The following is an 18874-nucleotide window of genomic DNA, read 5'->3' as shown; positions in this document are numbered from 1 at the left end:
TTTTACAATTTTGCCGAAGGCGCTGTCGGTAGGTTTGTAAAAAACAGATGAAATGAGCCTTAAGAGTTCCACACAAGCAGAACAATCATTATTGGCGAATTCCATCTGAGTCTAAAAAACAATTTAAAAAAACAGATGAAACACCTTTTTTTCTTTCTTTCGGCTTTTTTTCCGCTTTCGCTTTTGGCACAGGATAATACTTGCAGCTGTAGCCAGGTAATGGAAAAATTAATAACTAAAATTGAAACCGAATACCCCGGCTTTGCACATAAAACCATCGATTACTCCAGCTATAAAACACTGAAAAACAACCTACTGAACCAATCACACGCTGCAAATAATGAGGCTTGCCGGCGAATTTTAAAACAATACACCGATTTTTTTAAAGACCCCCATCTTTGGGTAGGTACCAATGGTACTCCTTTTTCAGCACCTGGCAATACCGAAATCCAATCTTTAGAAATTGATTTGCCTGATTTCAAAAACAAGATCAATCAAACCAAAGATGAGTACGAAGGCATTTGGACGAATGAAAATTACGTTTTCGGCGTTAAAAAAACCGGAAGTATAGAACACACCGGTTTCATTATCGATTCCAAATACCCCCAATGGAAAAGCAAAAATATCAAGTTTAAGCTATTACCCAACGGCACTTTTGAATATGCCTTGCTGGATGGTACCATAAAAAGAGGCGATTACCGTTTACTGGATAAGAGTATTCTTTACCTGGAAGATGTAAGCGTTACGCTGGTAAAGCAAACACCAAAACCGGTTCTGAACAAATTACAGATCGAAGAAAAAATAAGAGCATTAAACGGATTTTATTTTAAATCTGTAACTCCTAAAACAGCTCTTCTAAAATTGCCGAGCATGGAGCAAAAATACCTTGCTACTATCGACAGCCTGATTGAAAATAATAAATCACTCCTCGAAAACAGCGAAAATCTGATTATCGACCTGAGAGGAAATCCGGGTGGAACTACCGATTCTTATCAAAAATTGCTTCCATATATTTCGGGAAAAATCATCCGCAATACAGGAGCAGAATTTTTGGCTACACAAACCTATATTGACCAACTGGAGAAATACAAAAAAACGCTTGATCAAAACACGGATACCAAAGGACTGGATGCCAAAATAAAAGTACTGAAAGAGCATCTCGGGAATTTTGTCAATTTCAATAAAGACGGCGATCTTCCTTACTATGACGAAAAAGTAGAGGTAGCATCAAAAAGTCCGAAGCATATTATCATTCTTGCCAATAAAATGACTGGCAGTTCGGCTGAATATTTTTTATTTATTGCAAAACAAAGTAAAAAAGTGAAAATTTTCGGTAAGCCCAGCTACGGTGCTTTAGATTACGGCAATGCCTTCCTTACTGATTTGGATTGCGGTTACCAGGTTTTCCTGCCCACTTACAGGGCATTGCGCCTGCCAGATTATCCTATTGACAACATCGGCATACAACCCGACATTTACCTGGAAAATACCGTGAAAGACTGGGTAACATTTGCAGTGGATTATTTGGAAAATTGATTTTAAGAAGAGCGCAATTCAAAAATCCGGTTACTCTTTTTGATTTAATTTAATACTTCAATAATTGCTGTAAACCAATTATTAAGGCATCACATTTTTTCAAATTTCATCCTGCAAAGACTATGGGAATCCGGGAAGAAAATCGGGCACAACATCCGGATGACCGAAACCTATTGACTATCAAATTTTACACAAAAAAACGGAACACTGCTTTTGCAATGTTCCGTTAAGTGGAGAATACCGGATTCGAAATTTCATCAATTGCATTACCCAAGCGCTGTTTTGGTACTTTAAGCCAGTTTTGGAATAATCTACACCCTACTTTCCTGGATCACTAGGGCTTGCACAGCGTAGTCTTTCGGTTACTTTAAATATATTTTTAGTTTCAGGAAGCTTCGAATAATCGTAACGGTAAAGTTTCTCAACAATGCAATTACATTTATCTTTTACCAATGAAACACTGATTATTTTTGATTCACCTGACCAATTTAAATATCTAATATTCTGAATTGTAAAACCTTTCGATTTTAGTTTTTCCACAATTTCAATTCCTTTTTTTTGATCTTCTTCATATGATACCAAACTATTATAGATATCTTCAAATGCCGTAGGTTCGTATCCGCAAAAATCCTTTCTATCAAAGTCAAAGGTTTTAATGCTTGTTTTTTTAAAATCATCTTCGTTAACAATACCAAATTCATAACTGTAGCTTTTGTCTTTACCTTGAAAAGGACTTGTGATTTTAAAAGTTTCTACATCTGCTCCATATAGAATTTGATTGTTATTAATGATGTGTTTTTTTGTCTTTCCCCAATTATCGTCAATAGGTACAAATTCATTTAAATCGTCAATTTTAATAGCGTCTGTCCCATGAATTAAAAAACTATCAGCCTTTGCCCAGGGATATTTAATCAATTTTATTTTGTCGGGATTAATACCTTTAATTACACAATCGTTTATGTCGTTATAAAAACCAAAAAAATAAGCGGAGTCTTTATCACGAAAAATATAATTTCCAATAAATTCAAAAGTGTTAGGATCGATATTTTGTATAAGTGTTCCGTCTATAAACAGGTGATTTTTATCCCTGCCAAACTCAAAATTACAATCGCAGTCAAAAGTTAATTCTTTAAAAGTATTTGCATCAGCTTGTTTAATTATTCGCTTATTCTTGCCGCTTCCCTCATTCCAAGATTCATAATAAACTTTGTCTCCTTCAATCTTATAGCCACGCTTGCAACTTGTTAAAATTGAAATTGTTAAAACTAAAATTATTACTCGTCTTATTGTCATTGAAGTATATCTATTATGATCGCCACCAACTTACTTCAACACTGTCGTAGTAGGTGAATGGGAGCCATATAATGGCTAATTTTGATTACGAATATATTATTTCCTACCCCATCAAACGAACTTTACCTTTTGAATATTTTGGCACTCACAGGAATTTTAATCCGGGGAAATTTATTTTATTATTATGACTACCATCTCTTCTTTTTGAGACTTAATCATTTTTTCAACTTCTTGAACAACCTACAATTTAAAGGCAAGCATTTAACTGTACTTAATGATCTTTTGTCCATTTTTTGACAATAAGCCATCTACAGTATCAACTTATTTTAATATCGGTCACAAAAAAAGCCTTTCAACTTTCGTTAAAAGGCTTTCGTTGTGGAGAATACCGGATTCGAACCGGTCACCTCTTGCCTGCCAGGCAAGCGCTCTAGCCAAATGAGCTAATCCCCCGAGTTTTGATTATTCCATAACCCGAACCGGTTATGAAAGCAAGATTTCCGGCTTGCGCTGCAAAAATAGCAAATACTTTGTCGATTGCAAATGATAATTGATCTTTTTGATCAATCTTTGGGTTTAAAGGCAAACATGCCCATAAAAAAGATTACCGTAACCGCCGATTGGAAAGGATAATTGATGAACAGGAACAGTATAAATGTAGCTATCAACAGCATCACCAAAAACATTATTGCTTTGTATACCGTATCCATATAACACATGGTTACCATGGCCAGCAGATAGAAAGGAATAATTACGGCAGCTATAAACATTACCGAAAATAAAATCCCTATGTTAACCTCGTATTAAGTTTTTTTTAGGTTTAATTTATTTGAGTGCCGGACTAAAGCTGGGATTTAAACTCTTTTTGCTTAATAAATCCTGATAGGTCTCTACAAACTCACCAACATGATAGCCATCCATTAGCGCATGGTTCACATGGATGGAAAGCGGCATTATTTTTCTTCCTTTCTCTTCGCGCACTTTACCAAAAGATATTTTCGGGCAGCTGTCATGATGAGCATAATTGCGGGCGTGCGACAAAGAAGTGAAATTTAACCAGGGCAATGCAGAATAATGGATTACATTTTCACCTGATGAGGATGGGATTAAACCGGTTGTAGCCTGTACTTTTTCAATTTCCTTACCGGCTTCGGTTTTGAAATCTTCAAAATCTTCGTAAAAATCCAGGTAACCAAACCCAAAAGTACCGTTTGGCCTGTTGATGGTAGCGGCTGCATTTACGGTATCATATTTCCAGACTTCTCCATTTATAATCCGGTAACTAAACGGTTCTACCCGGTTTACGGCGAGCAACGATTTGTGCAGGTAAAGCAAAAAGAACGAAAGGTTGTTTTCTTTTGCCTCCTGGTAGGTAGCGGTGCAATCTACCTCTACCGTAACACCAAAGAAGGGTTCTTCAAAAGTGCTAAAAAAATTAAAATGATCTTTTCTGATCCAGTTGTTGATATCTATTTTTTCTTTCATGCTATTAATTGCGGTAAAACCCCGGACAGACTTTCCACCTCATAAAAATTGGGGTGTTCGATGGTATGATCGATGCTTTCGTGTATCCAGGTGGTGTGATAAGGGATGTGTACGGCATGGCCACCGATGTTGAGTACCGGCAAAATATCCGATTTTAAGGAATTGCCCAACATCATAAACTCCTCTGGTTTACAATCCAGGTGCCTGATCAGTTTTTGATAGTCTTTTTCCTGTTTATCACTCATGATTTCAATATGATGAAAATAATGATCAAGCCCCGATTTGGTGAGTTTTCGCTGCTGATCGAGCAGATCGCCTTTGGTAGCCACCACCAACCTGTATTTTCCATGTAAAGCTTTCAGTACTTCCTCTACCCCATCCAACAATTCTATCGGTTTATTAAGCATCTCTTTCCCCAGTTCGAGAACTTTTTCAACAATGATGGGATCGATTTTCCCCATGGTAATCTGCATGGCTGTTTCGATCATGCTCAGCATAAAACCTTTAATGCCATAACCATAAAGGGATAAATTGGCCACTTCAGTTTTATATAACGCTGCCATAATGCTGTGGCGTGGCATAAAATCTTCTAAGAGATCGGCAAAGCGTTCTTCGGTTTCACGGAAATAAGGTTCGTTTACCCAAAGGGTATCATCGGCATCAAAAGCAATTATGGTAATCTTATTTTTCATGGTTATGTTTACTTTTGTGGCACAAAAATAACGCGGTGCATCCCTTTAAAAAAGGACATTTGTCCCGACCGATAGCATATGTTACGTACCAATCTTACTTTCTTATCCTTTATCGAACGTTTCTACGAGGAAAATACTGAAGCCAAAATTACCCTCAAAAGCTTTAGCGCCGGATACCGTTTTATTGAACAGGGCGAAAGAATCAGCAATATTTACGTGATTAAAGACGGGATAAGCAAATGTTTCATTTCTGAAGAGAACGGCAAGGATTTTATCATCGAATTTTTAAGCAAAGGGGAAGTTGTGGGCGAGCTTGAAGCCTTAAAAAAGATAGATTGCTTATGCAATGTGGCTGCCATTAGCGATGTTACGGCCTATGTAATCCCTGATCATCTTTTTCATTCGTTGATTGATAAAAGTAGTGAATTTACTACAATCTTACTCCAGGAACTGTCTACCCGGATTATACAAACCAGCACAAGGGCCGCCTTCCAGCAGCTGTATACGCTGGAGTATGCACTTTTAAAATTGTTAAAACTGCAGGCCGACGAGCACATCTCCATCTCCAAAGAAGACATGGCTGCCTACTTAGGCATATCTGTAAGAAGCTTTAACAGAAGCTTAAAGCTTTTAATAAACAAAGGTGGTTTCGATACCTCCGAATTCGAAAACATTTTACAGTTAGGCCACATGAAAAAACTGCTGCAACGGTTGAAATCGTAAAATAGTATTATGGTATAATTATTGCTTAAAAAATTTGCAGTTAACTGTAACGCTTTGGCACTTTCGCCCGTTTAGGTATAAAATTACTTTGCAACACCAAATAAGACACACACAAATACCACATATACAAATGAAAAACCACAACCATCAATTCCTATTAAGATCTCCAAGTTAATCGATGTGAAGAGCGCTATCTGGAAAACAGAGGGTTCTTCAACGCAATGATATCCTTAATTATCATTTAAACAGGGCGCATGGCCAAAAGCTTATCCGCCATTTACATTGACTTTAGTTAATCTTAACCTAACATGAGTGCTTATATTAACATCTACACCAATACTTTAACTGACGACCTTATTCCAACCATTTTAAAACGGTTGAATGAACATGAACATGTTCTTGACCTTAACTCTTCATTTTCATTCAGAAATGCAAACGGCAACCTGCCTATCGTTTTTAAATGGGATAAACCAAGCCTTGAAATTTTTAACGAAAACAACTTAAAACTTAATTTTAACGTATCGCTAAAATCTTTCGACCTTAAAGCGTACAAGAAAAAACTTTTTAAAGAGAAAATCATCAAACAGAGCTTTATCCAAAAATTATTGGGGCTTTTTAAAAAGAAAAAAAGAAAAGTTGCCAAACCGGTAAAACTTAGCGCTGAAGTAGAAGCACAACTTCAAAATTACAGTAAGGTTTTTTCTATAAAATACCATCCTGGTGATGTTTTTGAAAACCATTTTGCCACATTAATCGGTGCAATTATTACCGAACTGAGCAAAGGCCTTTGCCACTTTACAAAAGAAAATACCTGGTACGATTCAAAAAATGTATTAAGGGAATCGTTGGTTAACCTGTATACCCTTGAAGAACTTCCAAACCACATTAATAAAAATGCGGTGGCAGTAGCCAGCTAAAAAAAATCTACCCACTTCCGAAGGTTGGATCTGCCAGGCTTCGGAAGTATCTCTTCCCATTAAGTGAATAATTCTTATTGCCAGTTTTGAAGCCTGCCAATGGCTACTCCATCAATTCCGGCCCCTTATCTTCACTTAACCCTCTGCATGCCTGGGTAAAGATATTTATTGCCAACATCTTCTGTTTCGCTAAACATTTGCAGCCTTCATTTGTTATCAGAATCTGGAAATCTTTTATAGTTTTATGCCCGTATATACACTATGTTTTTCCGCTTAACAACAATATATTTTATCCAAGTTAATTATGAATGTAGAAGAAGTTTTTAAGAACAACGAAAAATGGATTGCTGAAAAACTATCCATCAATCCGGACTATTTTACCGATCTGGCTAAAGGCCAGAGCCCTGAATTTTTATATATCGGATGTTCGGATAGTCGTGTTACGGCAGAAGATTTAATGGGAATCCAGCCCGGCCAGGCATTTGTACACCGTAACATTGCCAACCTGGTAAATAACGTAGATTTAAGCGTAATGACGGTTTTAAATTACGCCGTACGACATTTAAAGGTAAATCACATTGTAGTTTGCGGCCACTATAATTGCGGGGGTGTAAAAGCAGCTATGCAGCCTGCGGATTTGGGTATTTTAAACCCCTGGTTAAGAAATATCCGCGATGTTTACCGTTTACACAAAGATGAATTGAATGTGATTGCCGATGAGGATGCACGATACAACCGCCTTGTTGAACTGAATGTACAGGAACAGTGTGTTAACCTGCTTAAAACGGCAGCAGTACAGGAAGCCATCGTTCACCGTGGCTTAACCGTTCAGGGCTGGGTTTTCGACATCAGAACCGGCCGGTTAATTGATCTGAAAATCGACTTCGAAAAAATATTGAAAGATATTACAGAGATTTATAAGCTGTACTAGCCGGTGATTCAGAAACCGGAGCGTAAGCATCAACACCCTCTCTATTTCGGAATGAGCAAAAAAGAAGTCAAGTTTAAAAAAACTTGACTTCTTTAACGTAACCTTCACAGGTTTTTAAAATCTGCAAGGTTTGAATAATGACTAAGACGTTCCCAGGACTAAAGACTACCGACTAAGAACTAGCCTACCGTCCCATCCAACCGCCATCAACGGTTAATATTGTTCCGTGAACATAATCACTTGCCGGCGAGGCAAGGAATAAAGTTGGCCCTTTAAAATCTTCTGGTGTGCCCCACCTTCCTGCCGGAATACGCGATAAAATTGACGTACTTCTTTCCTGGTCATCGCGTAAAGCAGTAGTATTATCAGTAGCAATATAGCCCGGCGCGATGGCATTTACATTTACGCCTTTGGCTGCCCACTCATTAGCAAATGCTTTGGTTAAGGAAGCAATTGCCCCTTTACTTGCTGCATAACCCGGTACGGTAATACCTCCCTGGAACGACAGTAATGACGCGGTAAAAATAATTTTTCCGCTACCTCTGGCCACCATATCGCGGCCTACCTCGCGGGTTAAGATAAACGGAGCAGTTTGGTTTACGGCAATTACCTCATCCCAATACTCATCAGGGTGTTCGGCGATGGGCTTTCGCAAAATGGTTCCGGCGTTGTTTACCAGGATATCAATTACCGGGTGATCGGCTTTTACCCGGGCCGCAAAGGCCAGGGTGTTTTCGCGTTTACCGAAATCGCACTGATAAGCAAAAAATTTACGGCCAAGGGCCAAAACTTCTTTTTCAATGGAGCTGCCTTGTAACTCAAGGCTGGCAGAAACACCGATAACATCGGCTCCTGCTTCGGCCAAAGCTAAAGCCATGGCTTTACCAATGCCCCTTTTACAACCGGTAACCAAGGCAGTTTTACCTGCTAAATTAAATTGGTTCGACATGATCTGTTATTAATTCTTTTTGATGATGGTAATTTATTTCAATTCGGTAATAGCGCAGTGGTCCATGTCGCCATAATCCAGGTTTTCGCCAGCCATGCCCCAGATAAAGGTATAGTTACTGGTACCAGCACCTGAATGAATTGACCAGTTTGGCGAAATTACCGCCTGATCGCCCTGCATCCAGATGTGGCGTGTTTCCTGTGGCTGCCCCATAAAGTGGCAAACGCTTTGCCCCTGAGGAACCTCAAAATAGAAATAAGCTTCCATCCGCCTGTCGTGTGTATGTGCCGGCATGGTATTCCAAACGCTGCCCGATTTTAACTCGGTCATGCCCATCTGCAGCTGGCAAGTTGGTAATACGCTATTCACCAATAGTTTATTAATAACCCTGTGGTTAGCCGTTTCGGGCGAGCCCAGCTCAACAATCTCCGCTTCTGCCTTGCTCACCTTTTTAGTAGGGTAAGTATGGTGTGCAGGTGCCGAATTAAGGTATAACTTGGTGGCTACACCTTTATCTGCCGATTCGAAGAACACTTCTTTAGTGCCTTTGCCAATATATAAAGCTTCCTTGTAATCCAATTCGTAGCTTTCGTCATCAGCCGTAACGATTGCTTTTCCGCCTACGTTGATAATGCCCAACTCTCTGCGTTCTAAAAAGTAAGCCGCTTTTAAATCATCGGGATTTGGCAGGGCTATTTTCTGGTCGGTTGGCATGGCGCCACCAACAATATACCTGTCAAAATGAGATAGGGTAAGGTTTACCTGGTTGGCTTCAAATACGTTTTCGATTAAGAAATTTTCCCGCAGCGCTGCGGTATCCATTTGTTTAACTTCTTTAGGGCTTTGAGCGTAACGGCTTTCGAATTTGTTCATTGATTAAAAATTGAGTTGTGAGGTAAGAACTGAACAGATCAGATCTTACACGCAAATATATTTATACGATACCTATTATTGATATTAATACTCAACTTTATAATCCTTTTTTATCGTTTCTCCATTCCAGGCTTTTAAACTGGTCCAGGGAGCAGGTGCATCGGTCCAGAATTTATGACCGGCAGGCAGGCCTAAGGTTAAAAAACCAAGGCTGGCTATGTACAAACTCCCGGTAGAGGTATAGGTATCGGCTACTTCGGGCTGATGGCCGTTAAAACCCAGCACCAGCCAGCCTTTATCGTCGAAATTCTGGTTTCCATCGTAAAGATTGTGCATCACCTTGGTTAACGCGCCACGTACCTGCGCAGGCTTTATGTATTCGGGTAGTTTTTCCATCAAAGCCGTTTGCGCCAATGCCTGAAAGGCCGCAGTGCGGTAGGTAATGGAGCGGCCATAAGCAGGATATGTACCTTCAGGCGAGATGATCCTTTCCAGATATTCCGAATAGCGTACCATCCGTTTTAAAGCCAGGTCGTAATCGGCCTGCTGTGCCCTCTTTTTGTCAACCAGCACTTTTAAAAGATCAACCAGCATGGGGTGGATCACATAAGAATTGTAATAATCCATGCTGAATTTTTCGCCATCACTGTACCAGCTGTCGCCAACATACCATTCTTTCATTTTATTGATTGAAAACTGCACACGGGCCGGATCGTACTGTTCGCCAATGCTTAATAAAAAGCCTTCGGTTAAGCCCGCAAACAATAACCAGTTATTGTAAGCACCTGTACGGGTTCTGAGCGATTTAAACTCTTCTACAAACCTTTTTTTAGTGGTTTCGTCAAGCGGTTCCCACAAAGCTTTTGGTGCACGCAAAAAAGCATGGGCAACATAAGCGGCATCAACAATTGGCTGACTTTCGGAACGGTAACTGATGTAATCAGGACTCTCCGGGTTAACAGAATTGGTTAGGGCCTTTAAAAGTTCAGTACGCATGTTTTTTCGCAATTTACCTTCAGCAGTTTCATCATCAGGCAAAGCCAGCCATGGCGCCACACCGGCAACCGTACGCCCTAATGCTTCGAGATAGGTAACTCTGGCCGCATTTAAGCCATAACCAGGAGCTTTTTCTACCGGCATATTCTTTTTCAGCGTTTCGTTGGCCAGGTTGTGGATTACGGGGTAGGCAATACGGTTTAACGTTTTTACCCAAAATGCACGGTCTTCGGCACCGGTTGCTGGTTTCTTTTGTGCATAAGTGAACTGCGTACAGATGAGCAGGAGAGAAAAAATAAGTTTGTGTTTCATTTCTTTAGTATGCGGTTTTACATTAAAATCAGGTTCTGTTAAAAGAGCTTGGAGAGCGGCTACGTGCAATTATCAAGGTTTCTTCGCGCTTTCCGTTTTACTCACCCGATGACATATCGGGCTCGTGTTCAATCAATCGGCCTAAGTGTCCCGGCTAGCATTACTATTAAAGGGTAAACCGGCCGGTAAACAGTAGCTTTTGGCAGTTTTGCACCGTCCCTTGTTCATAAACCCGGTAGCAGCGGCAGCTCCCGACTTCAGGCCGGGACTATAGCGGATAAGGGGACTGCTGTTGCCGAAGAAAAACGGAGCCTTCATTTCCTGATAAAAACAATCAGTTTTACTTAAATTTAAGTTAATCTGGCATATAGCATCCAAAACCCGGGTTCAATAAATTGTTATAGATACCATTTTTTATACCTCGCCAAAGCTTCCAGGTAATAGTAATCGGCATAAACCAGGGGTACGTCTATTTCACTGTTTAAAGGGTAAGCACCTGTACTGTGCATCAACAAAAAGCCTCCGTTTTCGCCCAGTTTGGCATGGTATGCATTGCTGGAAAGCGAATAGATCATGGTTTCGGCTGCAGATTTGAATTCTGCTTTCTCATGATCTGTAGTATATTGTGCAAGTTCCAATAAGGCTGAAGCCATCAGTGCACCTGCAGAGGCATCGCGTTTGGCAAACGGAATACCCTGTGCATCGAAATCCCAAAAAGGAATTTTATCTGCTGGTAAATTCGGATGATTTAAAATAAAGTGGGCAATTCCTTTGGCCTGTTTTAAATACGTTTCATCTTTGGTAAAACGGTACATCATGGTATAGCCATATAATGCCCAACCCTGCCCGCGCGACCATGCCGAACAGTTTGCGGCTCCCTGCCAGGTGGCTTTCCTGATTACATCGCCCGTCTGGGGATTATAATCCACCACGTGGTAAGAACTAAAATCAGGGCGGAAATGGTTTTTGATGGTGGTATTGGCGTGGGTAATGGCAATTTCTTTATACTTTGAATTGCCACCATTATCGCTTGCCCAGTTTAACATTTCCAGGTTCATCATATTATCGATAATTACAGGGCACTCCCATAATTTGCTCTTGTTCCATGACTGAATTGATTTTACAACCGGACGATAGCGGGTAGCTAATGATTCGGCAGACCGCTGGATGATCGCTTTATATTCGGGTTTGCCGGTTATGCGGTAAGCGTTACCAAAACTGCAGTACATCATAAAACCCAGATCATGGTTACCGGTATAGGTTTGGTTGGGTTCTATTGTTTTTAAGGCTGCTTCGGCTTCCTGTTTTATACCGGCATCTTTGGTCTGTTCATAGATGTACCACAAACTGCCCGAATAAAAACCACTGCACCACCATTTAATATCGTAATTAATAGATTTGCCTTTATCAAAACTCTGCGGTGTTTTACCTGCAGGGATATTTTTGGCCAATACCTGATATTGATTGGCAGCGAATTTAAATTCGTCGTTAATTAATTGAGCCATTGGCTTCTTTGGGCTTTGGGCATACGAAACACTCCCGATTAAAAGGAGCAATGTAGCGGCTAAGTTGATTTTTTTCATCATATCATTTTTGTGCTTCTGTAACAAGATTATCCGTTCTACCTGTACAACGGTAAGCCTGATGGTTTCATAGTTTAGCTGTGTTATTCTGTTATTTTAAAACTTGCCGTGGCGCCAGCAAAGGCACCGACAGGCAGATTACAGGTTATGTTTTTAGGCTTTGATGATCCGGCAGGCTTAAACTGTACCTGAACGGAAGCATTTTCCTGGGCCGGATCGGCAATATAAAGCACCGGAACGGCTGTATTTAAATTTTTGATGTATATGGTACAAGGCTTATCAACGGTAAGCATAGCGCCATCACAGGTCAATGTTCCAGCAGTGTAAAATACGGCCTGCAGCATATTTAAGCCCTTATGTTTTACCGCCTGCAGTTCGGCTGTATTCTTTAAAATCTGTACCATACTGCGATCGTATTTTTTTAGGCCCGCGGCAGTAATTCCCGGAACAACGATATATTGATAACTGGCATGACCGGGTTTTATGCCGTGGTTTATCCAGATTTTAAATACCGGGTGCTTCAGTTCGGTTTTGGACTGAAACTGATTGATGCGGTACCAGCTGCCATTTTGCAGGGCATTACTGATTTCGGGATGGCTGCCCTCCGGAAAAATATAAGCAATACTATCGTGCAATGCCCAAAATCCTTTTTCGCCCTTTGCAATTGGTGAGCGACCTATTTCGCCCCTTAACCAGGCCTGATTAATGGTGGTGGTAATGGGCTCGGGGCTATCGCTCTTAATTCCAGCCCCTAAACAAACCACTTCCTTATCGAAAAAGAACCAGGCCTTTTTGGCCTGAACACTGTCGTAATTTAAATCGTAGCACGATACACCGTAAATACCATCGGTTACTCCACCTGAAAACCTGGTGGTACCGGGTACTCCCCAATCTTTACGTATGGTTGCCCCCTCATCGTCGGGATAATCCCTGCTGGTGGTTCCGGGTATTTTATCCCATTCCCATACAGGCATTAAATTAGCATATTCCGATCCGCTGCGCTGAATATTGGTTGCACCATCTGGTAAAAATCTCCCCAGGATGTTTTCGTTATTCCCGCGTTCGGTGCGTAAAGTACGGTCAGATGCGGTTTGCACACTGAAGGTATAAGCGGGCCGCACATGCAGCGTGTAATTGCTTTTCCAAAATTGGGCATGGCCAGCTACAATACCATAATCGGCAGGCTTTTTATTGGATGTTCTCTGGGCCGAAGCCTCCCAGTAGCGGGCATTTTCGGGGTCAAATAACTTAATTTTCTCGATCATCCCTCCCATGCCGCTGCTTAACGAATCTTTGCGGCTAATGCCCCTGCCACGTACATTAAAATCATAGAACGAACCGCGTATGGTTCGCAGAAAAGTATTTTTAAGGTAGTTTACCAGGATAATCAGTTGAGCTTTAGGTAAGGCATAACCGGTTTCCCTTAAGTAAAATGCAGCATTTACAGAGTTACCGGCAAAAACACGCCCATAACTGGCAATGGCCTGTTGTTTGCCATGCTGGTAATAACTGCCATCTACCTGCACACCTTCTTTCCCATCGGCAATAGCAATCGGTTCGAATAAATACTTTGCGGCTGAATCTAAGGTGGCTTTATTCCTGGTTAAACAGGCCCGGTAAAGGCAATGTAAAGCTTCATCTGACGTGTTGGCACCATCGCCGGTCCTGAAACGGCGAATGACCATTCGCTGAATCAGTGCCTGCTCAAGATTGGCCGGCAGCTGTACCTTCGCATTCCGCATTAAAATGAGCGTTTGCCCGATGGCTTGCGGGTAGAAAATATCGTTATACCACCAATTCTTATTCTTTGGATTTTTATCGAACCAGTTTTGCAGGGCCTTTACAATTGAAGCATGGATTGTGGCATCATTGTACCATTTGTTACCCGGGCGGATATAAGCTGTGGCCATATCCTTAATTCTTTTCAGCGGGACATACTGCACATCGGCATAATTGATATCGGCCCAGCTTCCGTCGGGATTTAAATTTTTCAGGTTAGCCTCCACTTCCCTGGCCAGGTCTTGATCCTTCACAAAAGTCTGCAAATCGGCACTGATGCGTTGCAAAATGGTTTGATAAGGCTCCTGCTGTGCCCTGGCCGTGCTGAACAGCAGGCAGAGCAGCATCATTTTCAGCACTCCTGATCTGATGATTCCGGAAGCGGACAGGGGAAAAACCTTTATTGTATTGTTAGCGAACATCTGTTATTTTTTATTGAGCCCCCAAAACCAGTCCTGATATTTACTGTAAGGAAAACCAGGTGCCTGTTTTTTTTCAAAGCTGGCCGAAACAAATTGTATCGTTTCTCCGATGATGGTTTTTGCAACTTCGACGATGGTTTTTCCGGCAGTTTTTTGAATTCGAAAATCAACCTTTGTACGTTTGTTAGAGTGGATAGTAAACTCAGGCATATCGGTTACCAGGGTAAGACCGCCTCCTTTTAAGCTGGTTATTTGTATCTGTTGTGTACTGCCTTTCTGCCTGTCGGCACTCACTAAAAATGCCCCTTCAGCAAGGAGTTGTTTAAACGATGTGTTTTGCCAGCTTGTTGGAATTGCCGGGAAAACCCTGATTTTTCCGCCCCAGCTCTGCAACAGCATTTCCTGGATAGAAGTGGCCGCAGCCAAAGGCGTTTCGATAACCGGACCCGATTCGCGGTAAAGGGTATTTACCTGTATAAACCGATCCAGCAACTCGTTTAACCACTGGTAAGCCATATCGCCGTTCCCGGTGCCGGCATAAATGGAGGCTGCTCCCGTAAACGAAAAACCGGCCAACGCGTTTTTGTAGGATAGCCAGTTTTGTAACGATCGGCTGATCAGCGCCCTGTTTTCGGGCTGGTCCCAGTTAACCAGGTTATAAGGGTAAATCATCAACAGGTGCGAATAATGCCTGTGCGAACTATTCAGGGGCACATCTTTACCGATTAAAAATCCACTTTCGCCAACCGGAAAAGGCGTAAGATTTTTCAAAATCGTTTTCCATTTACCGGCATCTGCATCGTTTAACTGCTGTTCATCATTTACCTTGATCAGCGTTTGCAGGGCCCAGCTTAAACTGGCCAAAGTATAATTGGCATCCTCGGCATTTTTATATTCGGGCGAATGCGACATGGGGAAATGATAAATTCCCTGGTCGTCTGGCTTAAGCTGGTAAATCAAAAAATTTGCTGATCGCTTTAACAAAGGATATATTTTAGTTTTAAGCGTTTGCTCGTCGCGGCTGTAAGCATAATACTGGTAGTAATAATAAAGCAGCCAGGTAAGATTGGCGGGTTCAAAAGTACCTTTGCTGATTTCGGCCTCGCTGATGGGGCTTACCAGGCCATAAGCAGAACTTCTGCCTATCGCAGCAGCATCGTTACGCCATTGTTCGGGTACATTGTTAATCAGGTTTTGCCGGTTGCGGTTTAATGAGCTGAACAGTGATTCGCCCAGTTCGAGATGGTTGGCTGTAAAAATCGGCGAATAAGTAAGCTGCGCGTTCAAATTCCACCAGATGGCCGGCCATGGTGTGGCGGCGGTCCAGGGTCCCATTAAATCGGCAACAGGTTTATCGGCGCGGGTTACCGATGCCAGCTTATACAGCTGTATCCAATAGAAGTTTTCCATCCGCTTATCGGGCAAGGCAATGAAGCTTTTCTGGTAATACTGGTGCCACCAATTGCGGTGCGAAATCAAACTTTGCTTATCATTTTCAAACCTCCGCAGGTTATTCTCCGCTTCTTTATTTTCGTCGGCTGTCCCTTCCCCATCGTAGCCTACGCTCACTATTAATTGTTGTGCCCCGCTGTTGTTTAATATTTTATATGCGGTGGTGTAACCGCCGTTATTGAGCAATGGTTGATTGCAAAAAGTGTAACCCTTTGCCGTACTCCATTTTACCGGCGGGTTTTCAGGATAATTTACAGGTTTATCGGTAGGGTATCTTTGAAAATACCGCGGACTAATGCTCTTCCCCGGATTCCATTTCCAGCCTCTTGCCTGCTCTCTCGCCGTCGCTTTTAGGTCAATGCTGATCACATTTTGCGTTGCGGCAACAAAAGCAGTAAAACTGAGTGTACCCTGCGTGGTAAAAACCGTTCCGCTGGCTGTGGCATTGTAAATATCCAGTTCCATTTTGGCACCGGTTATTTTGCCAGCAGTTTTAAGGGTAAAATAACCAAGGGGTAAACGTGCCTGCGTATACAATTTGCCTGCATTGGGCAAAAGTTTTTCGCGGTGATCGACAACATCAGTACGCCCGATATCGAAACGGATTGAGCTATCGTTTTCCTGGTAAATATTGGTACCCAGCAAACCATTCCCCAGAATCATACCACTATAATAATCTTTTCCGGGCTGGTCCCATTTTAAATTTTGCCGGGCCATAAATACCGGCCAGTTTACTTCGCGGGCAGGCACCTGCGCCGCACCCCAAAAAGGTACTCCTAAAAACAGGAGCAACAGGCTGTAATTAACGATTATTCTGCAATGTTGTAACAAGGTGTGATGCTTCATGTGTTCAACTATTTAATTGGATGAGGATGCTGAAAAAAGCCACCAAGCCCGGGCAAGGTGGCCCAACCAACTCAAACTAACTAAATTTGACCGGACAAAGCCGATTTTTTTTATTTTTTTACCAACCTGCATTTTGTATCAAGGCTATATTTTTGGCAATTGTAAATTTCAAATCCGGACAGCGTGTAACACCTGGGAGATGTCGTCCATCTATATATCAACACTTTAAAACAACCTCTCCACTCTGTATAGAAATTTAAGTAAAAAGCCGCCACCTTTGTGACGGCGAAAAAATACTTTTTATAATTCTAATTTATCCAACCCGGATTTTGAGTCAGGTTAGGGTTTCTTTCAATCTCTACTGCCGGAACTGGCCAATTGTAAAGGTAATCACCTTTAAAAGAGTAGGCATATACCACTTTACCCCACACTTGCTTTACACCGTTACCGGCATAAAAAACTTTGTCTTTCCAGCTTTTCCACCTCATTTCATCAAAGAAATTTATACCCTCATTAGGGAATTCTACCCTTCTTTCGTTGCGGATCCTTTCTCTTAGATCTGTTTGTCCGGTTACGAATGTTGGCAAAGCAGCATTTGTATTTTGAAGTAGCGCAACTCCTGCACGGGTTCTTACTTCATTTACTTTAGCAATTGCTTCGGCAGTTAAACCTTGTTCATTTAGTGCTTCTGCCCACATTAAAAGTACATCCGCATATCTGATTAAAACCATATCTGTTGGACCATAATCTCTTGCTGGCGTTTCTGCAGTGCCTTCATAAACATATTTCCTATATAAGTAATAGAATAAACTTTGAGTATCTGTACGTAAATCTCCGTTGGTTGCTGCTTCCGCGCGATATGGCCACCTTGAGGTTACCACTGCGTTTGCACCGCCGAATACCCCAACGTAAGTAGAATACGGCGTAATTACATTCGCTGCTAATCTTGGATCGCGATTGGTATAAGCTTTAAGCAAACGGGCTTCATTACCGGTTGGCAAATACAAATTCATTTTTGCTCCCCTTGTTGTTGCTGCAGCAATTTCAGCTGCTGTTAAATTGTTCCTTAAAAAGTAAACCTCACGTTCAGCAACACTTAAAGCATTGTACCCTGGAATAGCAGCTTCCCAATCAAACTTAGAGCCATCTATGTTCTCATACAAATCAACTAAATTTGGAGATACGTGGTACGTATTCCAGCAAGAGCCGAAAGAAGAACGGGTACCGCAATAAAACTGGGTATCTGAACCAAAACCACTAACGCCTACATTTTGAATAGAAAAGATCATTTCAGTCGATTGCTCGTTTGCCGTTTTAAATAAGGTTGAATAATTGGAAAATAAGGCATAACCAGCATCTTTAACTTTTTGAAAATCTACGGCAGCTAAATCCCATTTTTGCGTGTACATATAAGCTTTTCCACGCAAAGCATAAGCGGCGCCTTTAGTAATATGCCCGTAATTCGCATTACCACTTGCATATCTATCAGGCAGGTTTGGCTCTGCAATTGCGGCGGTTAAATCACTGATCACCTGAGCCCAAACCTCTGTTTCTGTAGAACGGGCTTTTGTGGCATCAGCAGCAGTAAACGGTTCTAAATAAATAGGCACCCCTTTATAAAGCTGATTTAACCTTAAATAAAAATATGCCCGTAAGAATTTACATTCTGCAATATACCTTGCTTTTTTTTCAGGAGAGGATGGAGATTTCAAAGCAATATTTTTTATGGCATCATTAGCTCTTTGAATCCCTTCGTAAAGGTTTTGCCAGTGCGAACTGAAGTATCCGTTTGATGGTGTAATTGTTCCTGAGAGTAATGATTCGGCTCCAGATGTTTGTCCGGTAAAACCTAAAGCATCCATTTGATAAAGTTCCAGTCCTGATGCTCCCCCTGATTGAATGCCATATCGAAGTAAAGCATAAACACCCGTTACCCCCTGATCAGTTAAGTTATCGGTACTCCACATGGTTTCAGATGCAACCTGAGAGTAAGGGGCTGTTTCTAATAAATCTTTTTTACAACCTGTAAGTACAGCAATTGTAAGTATTATGGTTAAAATCTTTTTCATTTTCTTCTTTCTAAAT

At 41.3% G+C, this 18874-nt stretch carries 15 protein-coding genes and 1 tRNA gene; 4 read left to right on the top strand and 12 right to left on the bottom strand.

Annotated elements, in window-relative coordinates:
- Positions 1-135 precede the first annotated feature (135 nt).
- On the top strand, positions 136-1536 hold the full coding sequence (locus GGQ60_RS07280) for a S41 family peptidase (RefSeq protein WP_183761683.1): 1401 nt from the start codon (positions 136-138) through the stop codon (positions 1534-1536).
- A 318-nt stretch (positions 1537-1854) separates the two neighbouring features.
- Here GGQ60_RS07280 and GGQ60_RS07275 read toward each other — a convergent pair whose 3' ends face one another.
- The 5 genes from GGQ60_RS07275 to GGQ60_RS07255 form a co-directional block, all read right to left on the bottom strand.
- Positions 1855-2829, bottom strand: a complete 975-nt coding sequence (locus GGQ60_RS07275; protein ID WP_183761680.1) for a DKNYY domain-containing protein — start codon at positions 2827-2829, stop codon at positions 1855-1857.
- A 379-nt stretch (positions 2830-3208) separates the two neighbouring features.
- Positions 3209-3282: transfer RNA gene (locus GGQ60_RS07270), tRNA-Ala, on the bottom strand.
- A 110-nt stretch (positions 3283-3392) separates the two neighbouring features.
- The gene (locus GGQ60_RS07265) at positions 3393-3599 is read right to left on the bottom strand and encodes a hypothetical protein (RefSeq protein WP_183761677.1); all 207 of its coding nucleotides are present in this window, start codon (positions 3597-3599) and stop codon (positions 3393-3395) included.
- A gap of 55 nt (positions 3600-3654) precedes the next feature.
- Positions 3655-4314, bottom strand: a complete 660-nt coding sequence (locus GGQ60_RS07260) for a chloramphenicol acetyltransferase (protein WP_183761674.1) — start codon at positions 4312-4314, stop codon at positions 3655-3657.
- Positions 4311-5006: an HAD family hydrolase gene (locus tag GGQ60_RS07255; protein WP_183761671.1), complete on the bottom strand. Its 696-nt coding sequence runs from the start codon at positions 5004-5006 to the stop codon at positions 4311-4313. The genes GGQ60_RS07260 and GGQ60_RS07255 overlap by 4 nt, the downstream gene beginning before the upstream one ends.
- Before the next feature lie 78 nt (positions 5007-5084).
- Between GGQ60_RS07255 and GGQ60_RS07250 the strand changes: the two genes are divergently transcribed.
- From GGQ60_RS07250 to GGQ60_RS07240, 3 genes are all read left to right on the top strand, one after another.
- Positions 5085-5729, top strand: a complete 645-nt coding sequence (locus GGQ60_RS07250) for a Crp/Fnr family transcriptional regulator (protein ID WP_183761667.1) — start codon at positions 5085-5087, stop codon at positions 5727-5729.
- A 308-nt stretch (positions 5730-6037) separates the two neighbouring features.
- Positions 6038-6646 carry a hypothetical protein gene (locus GGQ60_RS07245; RefSeq protein WP_183761664.1) on the top strand — a complete coding sequence of 203 codons (609 nt, stop codon included), beginning with the start codon at positions 6038-6040 and terminating at the stop codon, positions 6644-6646.
- Positions 6647-6950: 304 nt separating this feature from the next.
- Positions 6951-7577, top strand: coding sequence for a carbonic anhydrase (locus tag GGQ60_RS07240; RefSeq protein ID WP_183761660.1), 627 nt, complete (start codon positions 6951-6953; stop codon positions 7575-7577).
- Positions 7578-7761: 184 nt separating this feature from the next.
- Here the strand turns inward: GGQ60_RS07240 and GGQ60_RS07235 are convergent, their stop codons facing one another.
- From GGQ60_RS07235 to GGQ60_RS07205, 7 genes are all read right to left on the bottom strand, one after another.
- Positions 7762-8526 (bottom strand): SDR family NAD(P)-dependent oxidoreductase, encoded by a 765-nt coding sequence (locus GGQ60_RS07235; protein WP_183761657.1) that lies wholly within the window; start codon positions 8524-8526, stop codon positions 7762-7764.
- 33 nt (positions 8527-8559) lie between these two features.
- On the bottom strand, positions 8560-9399 hold the full coding sequence (kduI, locus tag GGQ60_RS07230) for a 5-dehydro-4-deoxy-D-glucuronate isomerase (RefSeq protein WP_183761654.1): 840 nt from the start codon (positions 9397-9399) through the stop codon (positions 8560-8562).
- A gap of 84 nt (positions 9400-9483) precedes the next feature.
- Positions 9484-10707 (bottom strand): DUF2264 domain-containing protein, encoded by a 1224-nt coding sequence (locus GGQ60_RS07225; RefSeq protein ID WP_183761652.1) that lies wholly within the window; start codon positions 10705-10707, stop codon positions 9484-9486.
- 398 nt (positions 10708-11105) lie between these two features.
- Entirely contained in the window at positions 11106-12293 is a 1188-nt protein-coding gene (locus GGQ60_RS07220) for a glycoside hydrolase family 88 protein (RefSeq protein WP_221235912.1), read from the bottom strand.
- A gap of 80 nt (positions 12294-12373) precedes the next feature.
- On the bottom strand, positions 12374-14491 hold the full coding sequence (locus GGQ60_RS07215; RefSeq protein WP_183761649.1) for a polysaccharide lyase family 8 super-sandwich domain-containing protein: 2118 nt from the start codon (positions 14489-14491) through the stop codon (positions 12374-12376).
- Between the two features lie 3 nt (positions 14492-14494).
- Positions 14495-16789, bottom strand: a complete 2295-nt coding sequence (locus GGQ60_RS07210; RefSeq protein WP_183761646.1) for a glycosyl hydrolase family 95 catalytic domain-containing protein — start codon at positions 16787-16789, stop codon at positions 14495-14497.
- 308 nt (positions 16790-17097) lie between these two features.
- Positions 17098-18858, bottom strand: a complete 1761-nt coding sequence (locus GGQ60_RS07205; protein WP_183761643.1) for a RagB/SusD family nutrient uptake outer membrane protein — start codon at positions 18856-18858, stop codon at positions 17098-17100.
- Between the last annotated feature and the right edge of the window lie 16 nt (positions 18859-18874).

Source organism: Pedobacter zeae, assembly GCF_014196715.1.
In the GTDB taxonomy this organism is placed as follows: Bacteria; Bacteroidota; Bacteroidia; order Sphingobacteriales; family Sphingobacteriaceae; genus Pedobacter; species Pedobacter zeae.
Note: the sequence above shows the minus strand (reverse complement) of the source record. Positions and strands in the feature narration are given on the sequence as shown.

What these genes read in the sequence shown, in the direction of transcription:
- GGQ60_RS07205 (WP_183761643.1), bottom strand. Translation starts at nt 18,858, where the DNA reads ATGAAAAAGATTTTAACCATAATACTTACAATTGCTGTACTTACAGGT.
- GGQ60_RS07250 (WP_183761667.1), top strand. Translation starts at nt 5,085, where the DNA reads ATGTTACGTACCAATCTTACTTTCTTATCCTTTATCGAACGTTTCTAC.
- GGQ60_RS07280 (WP_183761683.1), top strand. Translation starts at nt 136, where the DNA reads ATGAAACACCTTTTTTTCTTTCTTTCGGCTTTTTTTCCGCTTTCGCTT.
- GGQ60_RS07240 (WP_183761660.1), top strand. Translation starts at nt 6,951, where the DNA reads ATGAATGTAGAAGAAGTTTTTAAGAACAACGAAAAATGGATTGCTGAA.
- GGQ60_RS07255 (WP_183761671.1), bottom strand. Translation starts at nt 5,006, where the DNA reads ATGAAAAATAAGATTACCATAATTGCTTTTGATGCCGATGATACCCTT.
- kduI (WP_183761654.1), bottom strand. Translation starts at nt 9,399, where the DNA reads ATGAACAAATTCGAAAGCCGTTACGCTCAAAGCCCTAAAGAAGTTAAA.
- GGQ60_RS07215 (WP_183761649.1), bottom strand. Translation starts at nt 14,491, where the DNA reads ATGTTCGCTAACAATACAATAAAGGTTTTTCCCCTGTCCGCTTCCGGA.
- GGQ60_RS07235 (WP_183761657.1), bottom strand. Translation starts at nt 8,526, where the DNA reads ATGTCGAACCAATTTAATTTAGCAGGTAAAACTGCCTTGGTTACCGGT.
- GGQ60_RS07275 (WP_183761680.1), bottom strand. Translation starts at nt 2,829, where the DNA reads ATGACAATAAGACGAGTAATAATTTTAGTTTTAACAATTTCAATTTTA.
- GGQ60_RS07220 (WP_221235912.1), bottom strand. Translation starts at nt 12,293, where the DNA reads ATGATGAAAAAAATCAACTTAGCCGCTACATTGCTCCTTTTAATCGGG.
- GGQ60_RS07210 (WP_183761646.1), bottom strand. Translation starts at nt 16,789, where the DNA reads ATGAAGCATCACACCTTGTTACAACATTGCAGAATAATCGTTAATTAC.
- GGQ60_RS07260 (WP_183761674.1), bottom strand. Translation starts at nt 4,314, where the DNA reads ATGAAAGAAAAAATAGATATCAACAACTGGATCAGAAAAGATCATTTT.
- GGQ60_RS07245 (WP_183761664.1), top strand. Translation starts at nt 6,038, where the DNA reads ATGAGTGCTTATATTAACATCTACACCAATACTTTAACTGACGACCTT.
- GGQ60_RS07265 (WP_183761677.1), bottom strand. Translation starts at nt 3,599, where the DNA reads ATGTTTATAGCTGCCGTAATTATTCCTTTCTATCTGCTGGCCATGGTA.
- GGQ60_RS07225 (WP_183761652.1), bottom strand. Translation starts at nt 10,707, where the DNA reads ATGAAACACAAACTTATTTTTTCTCTCCTGCTCATCTGTACGCAGTTC.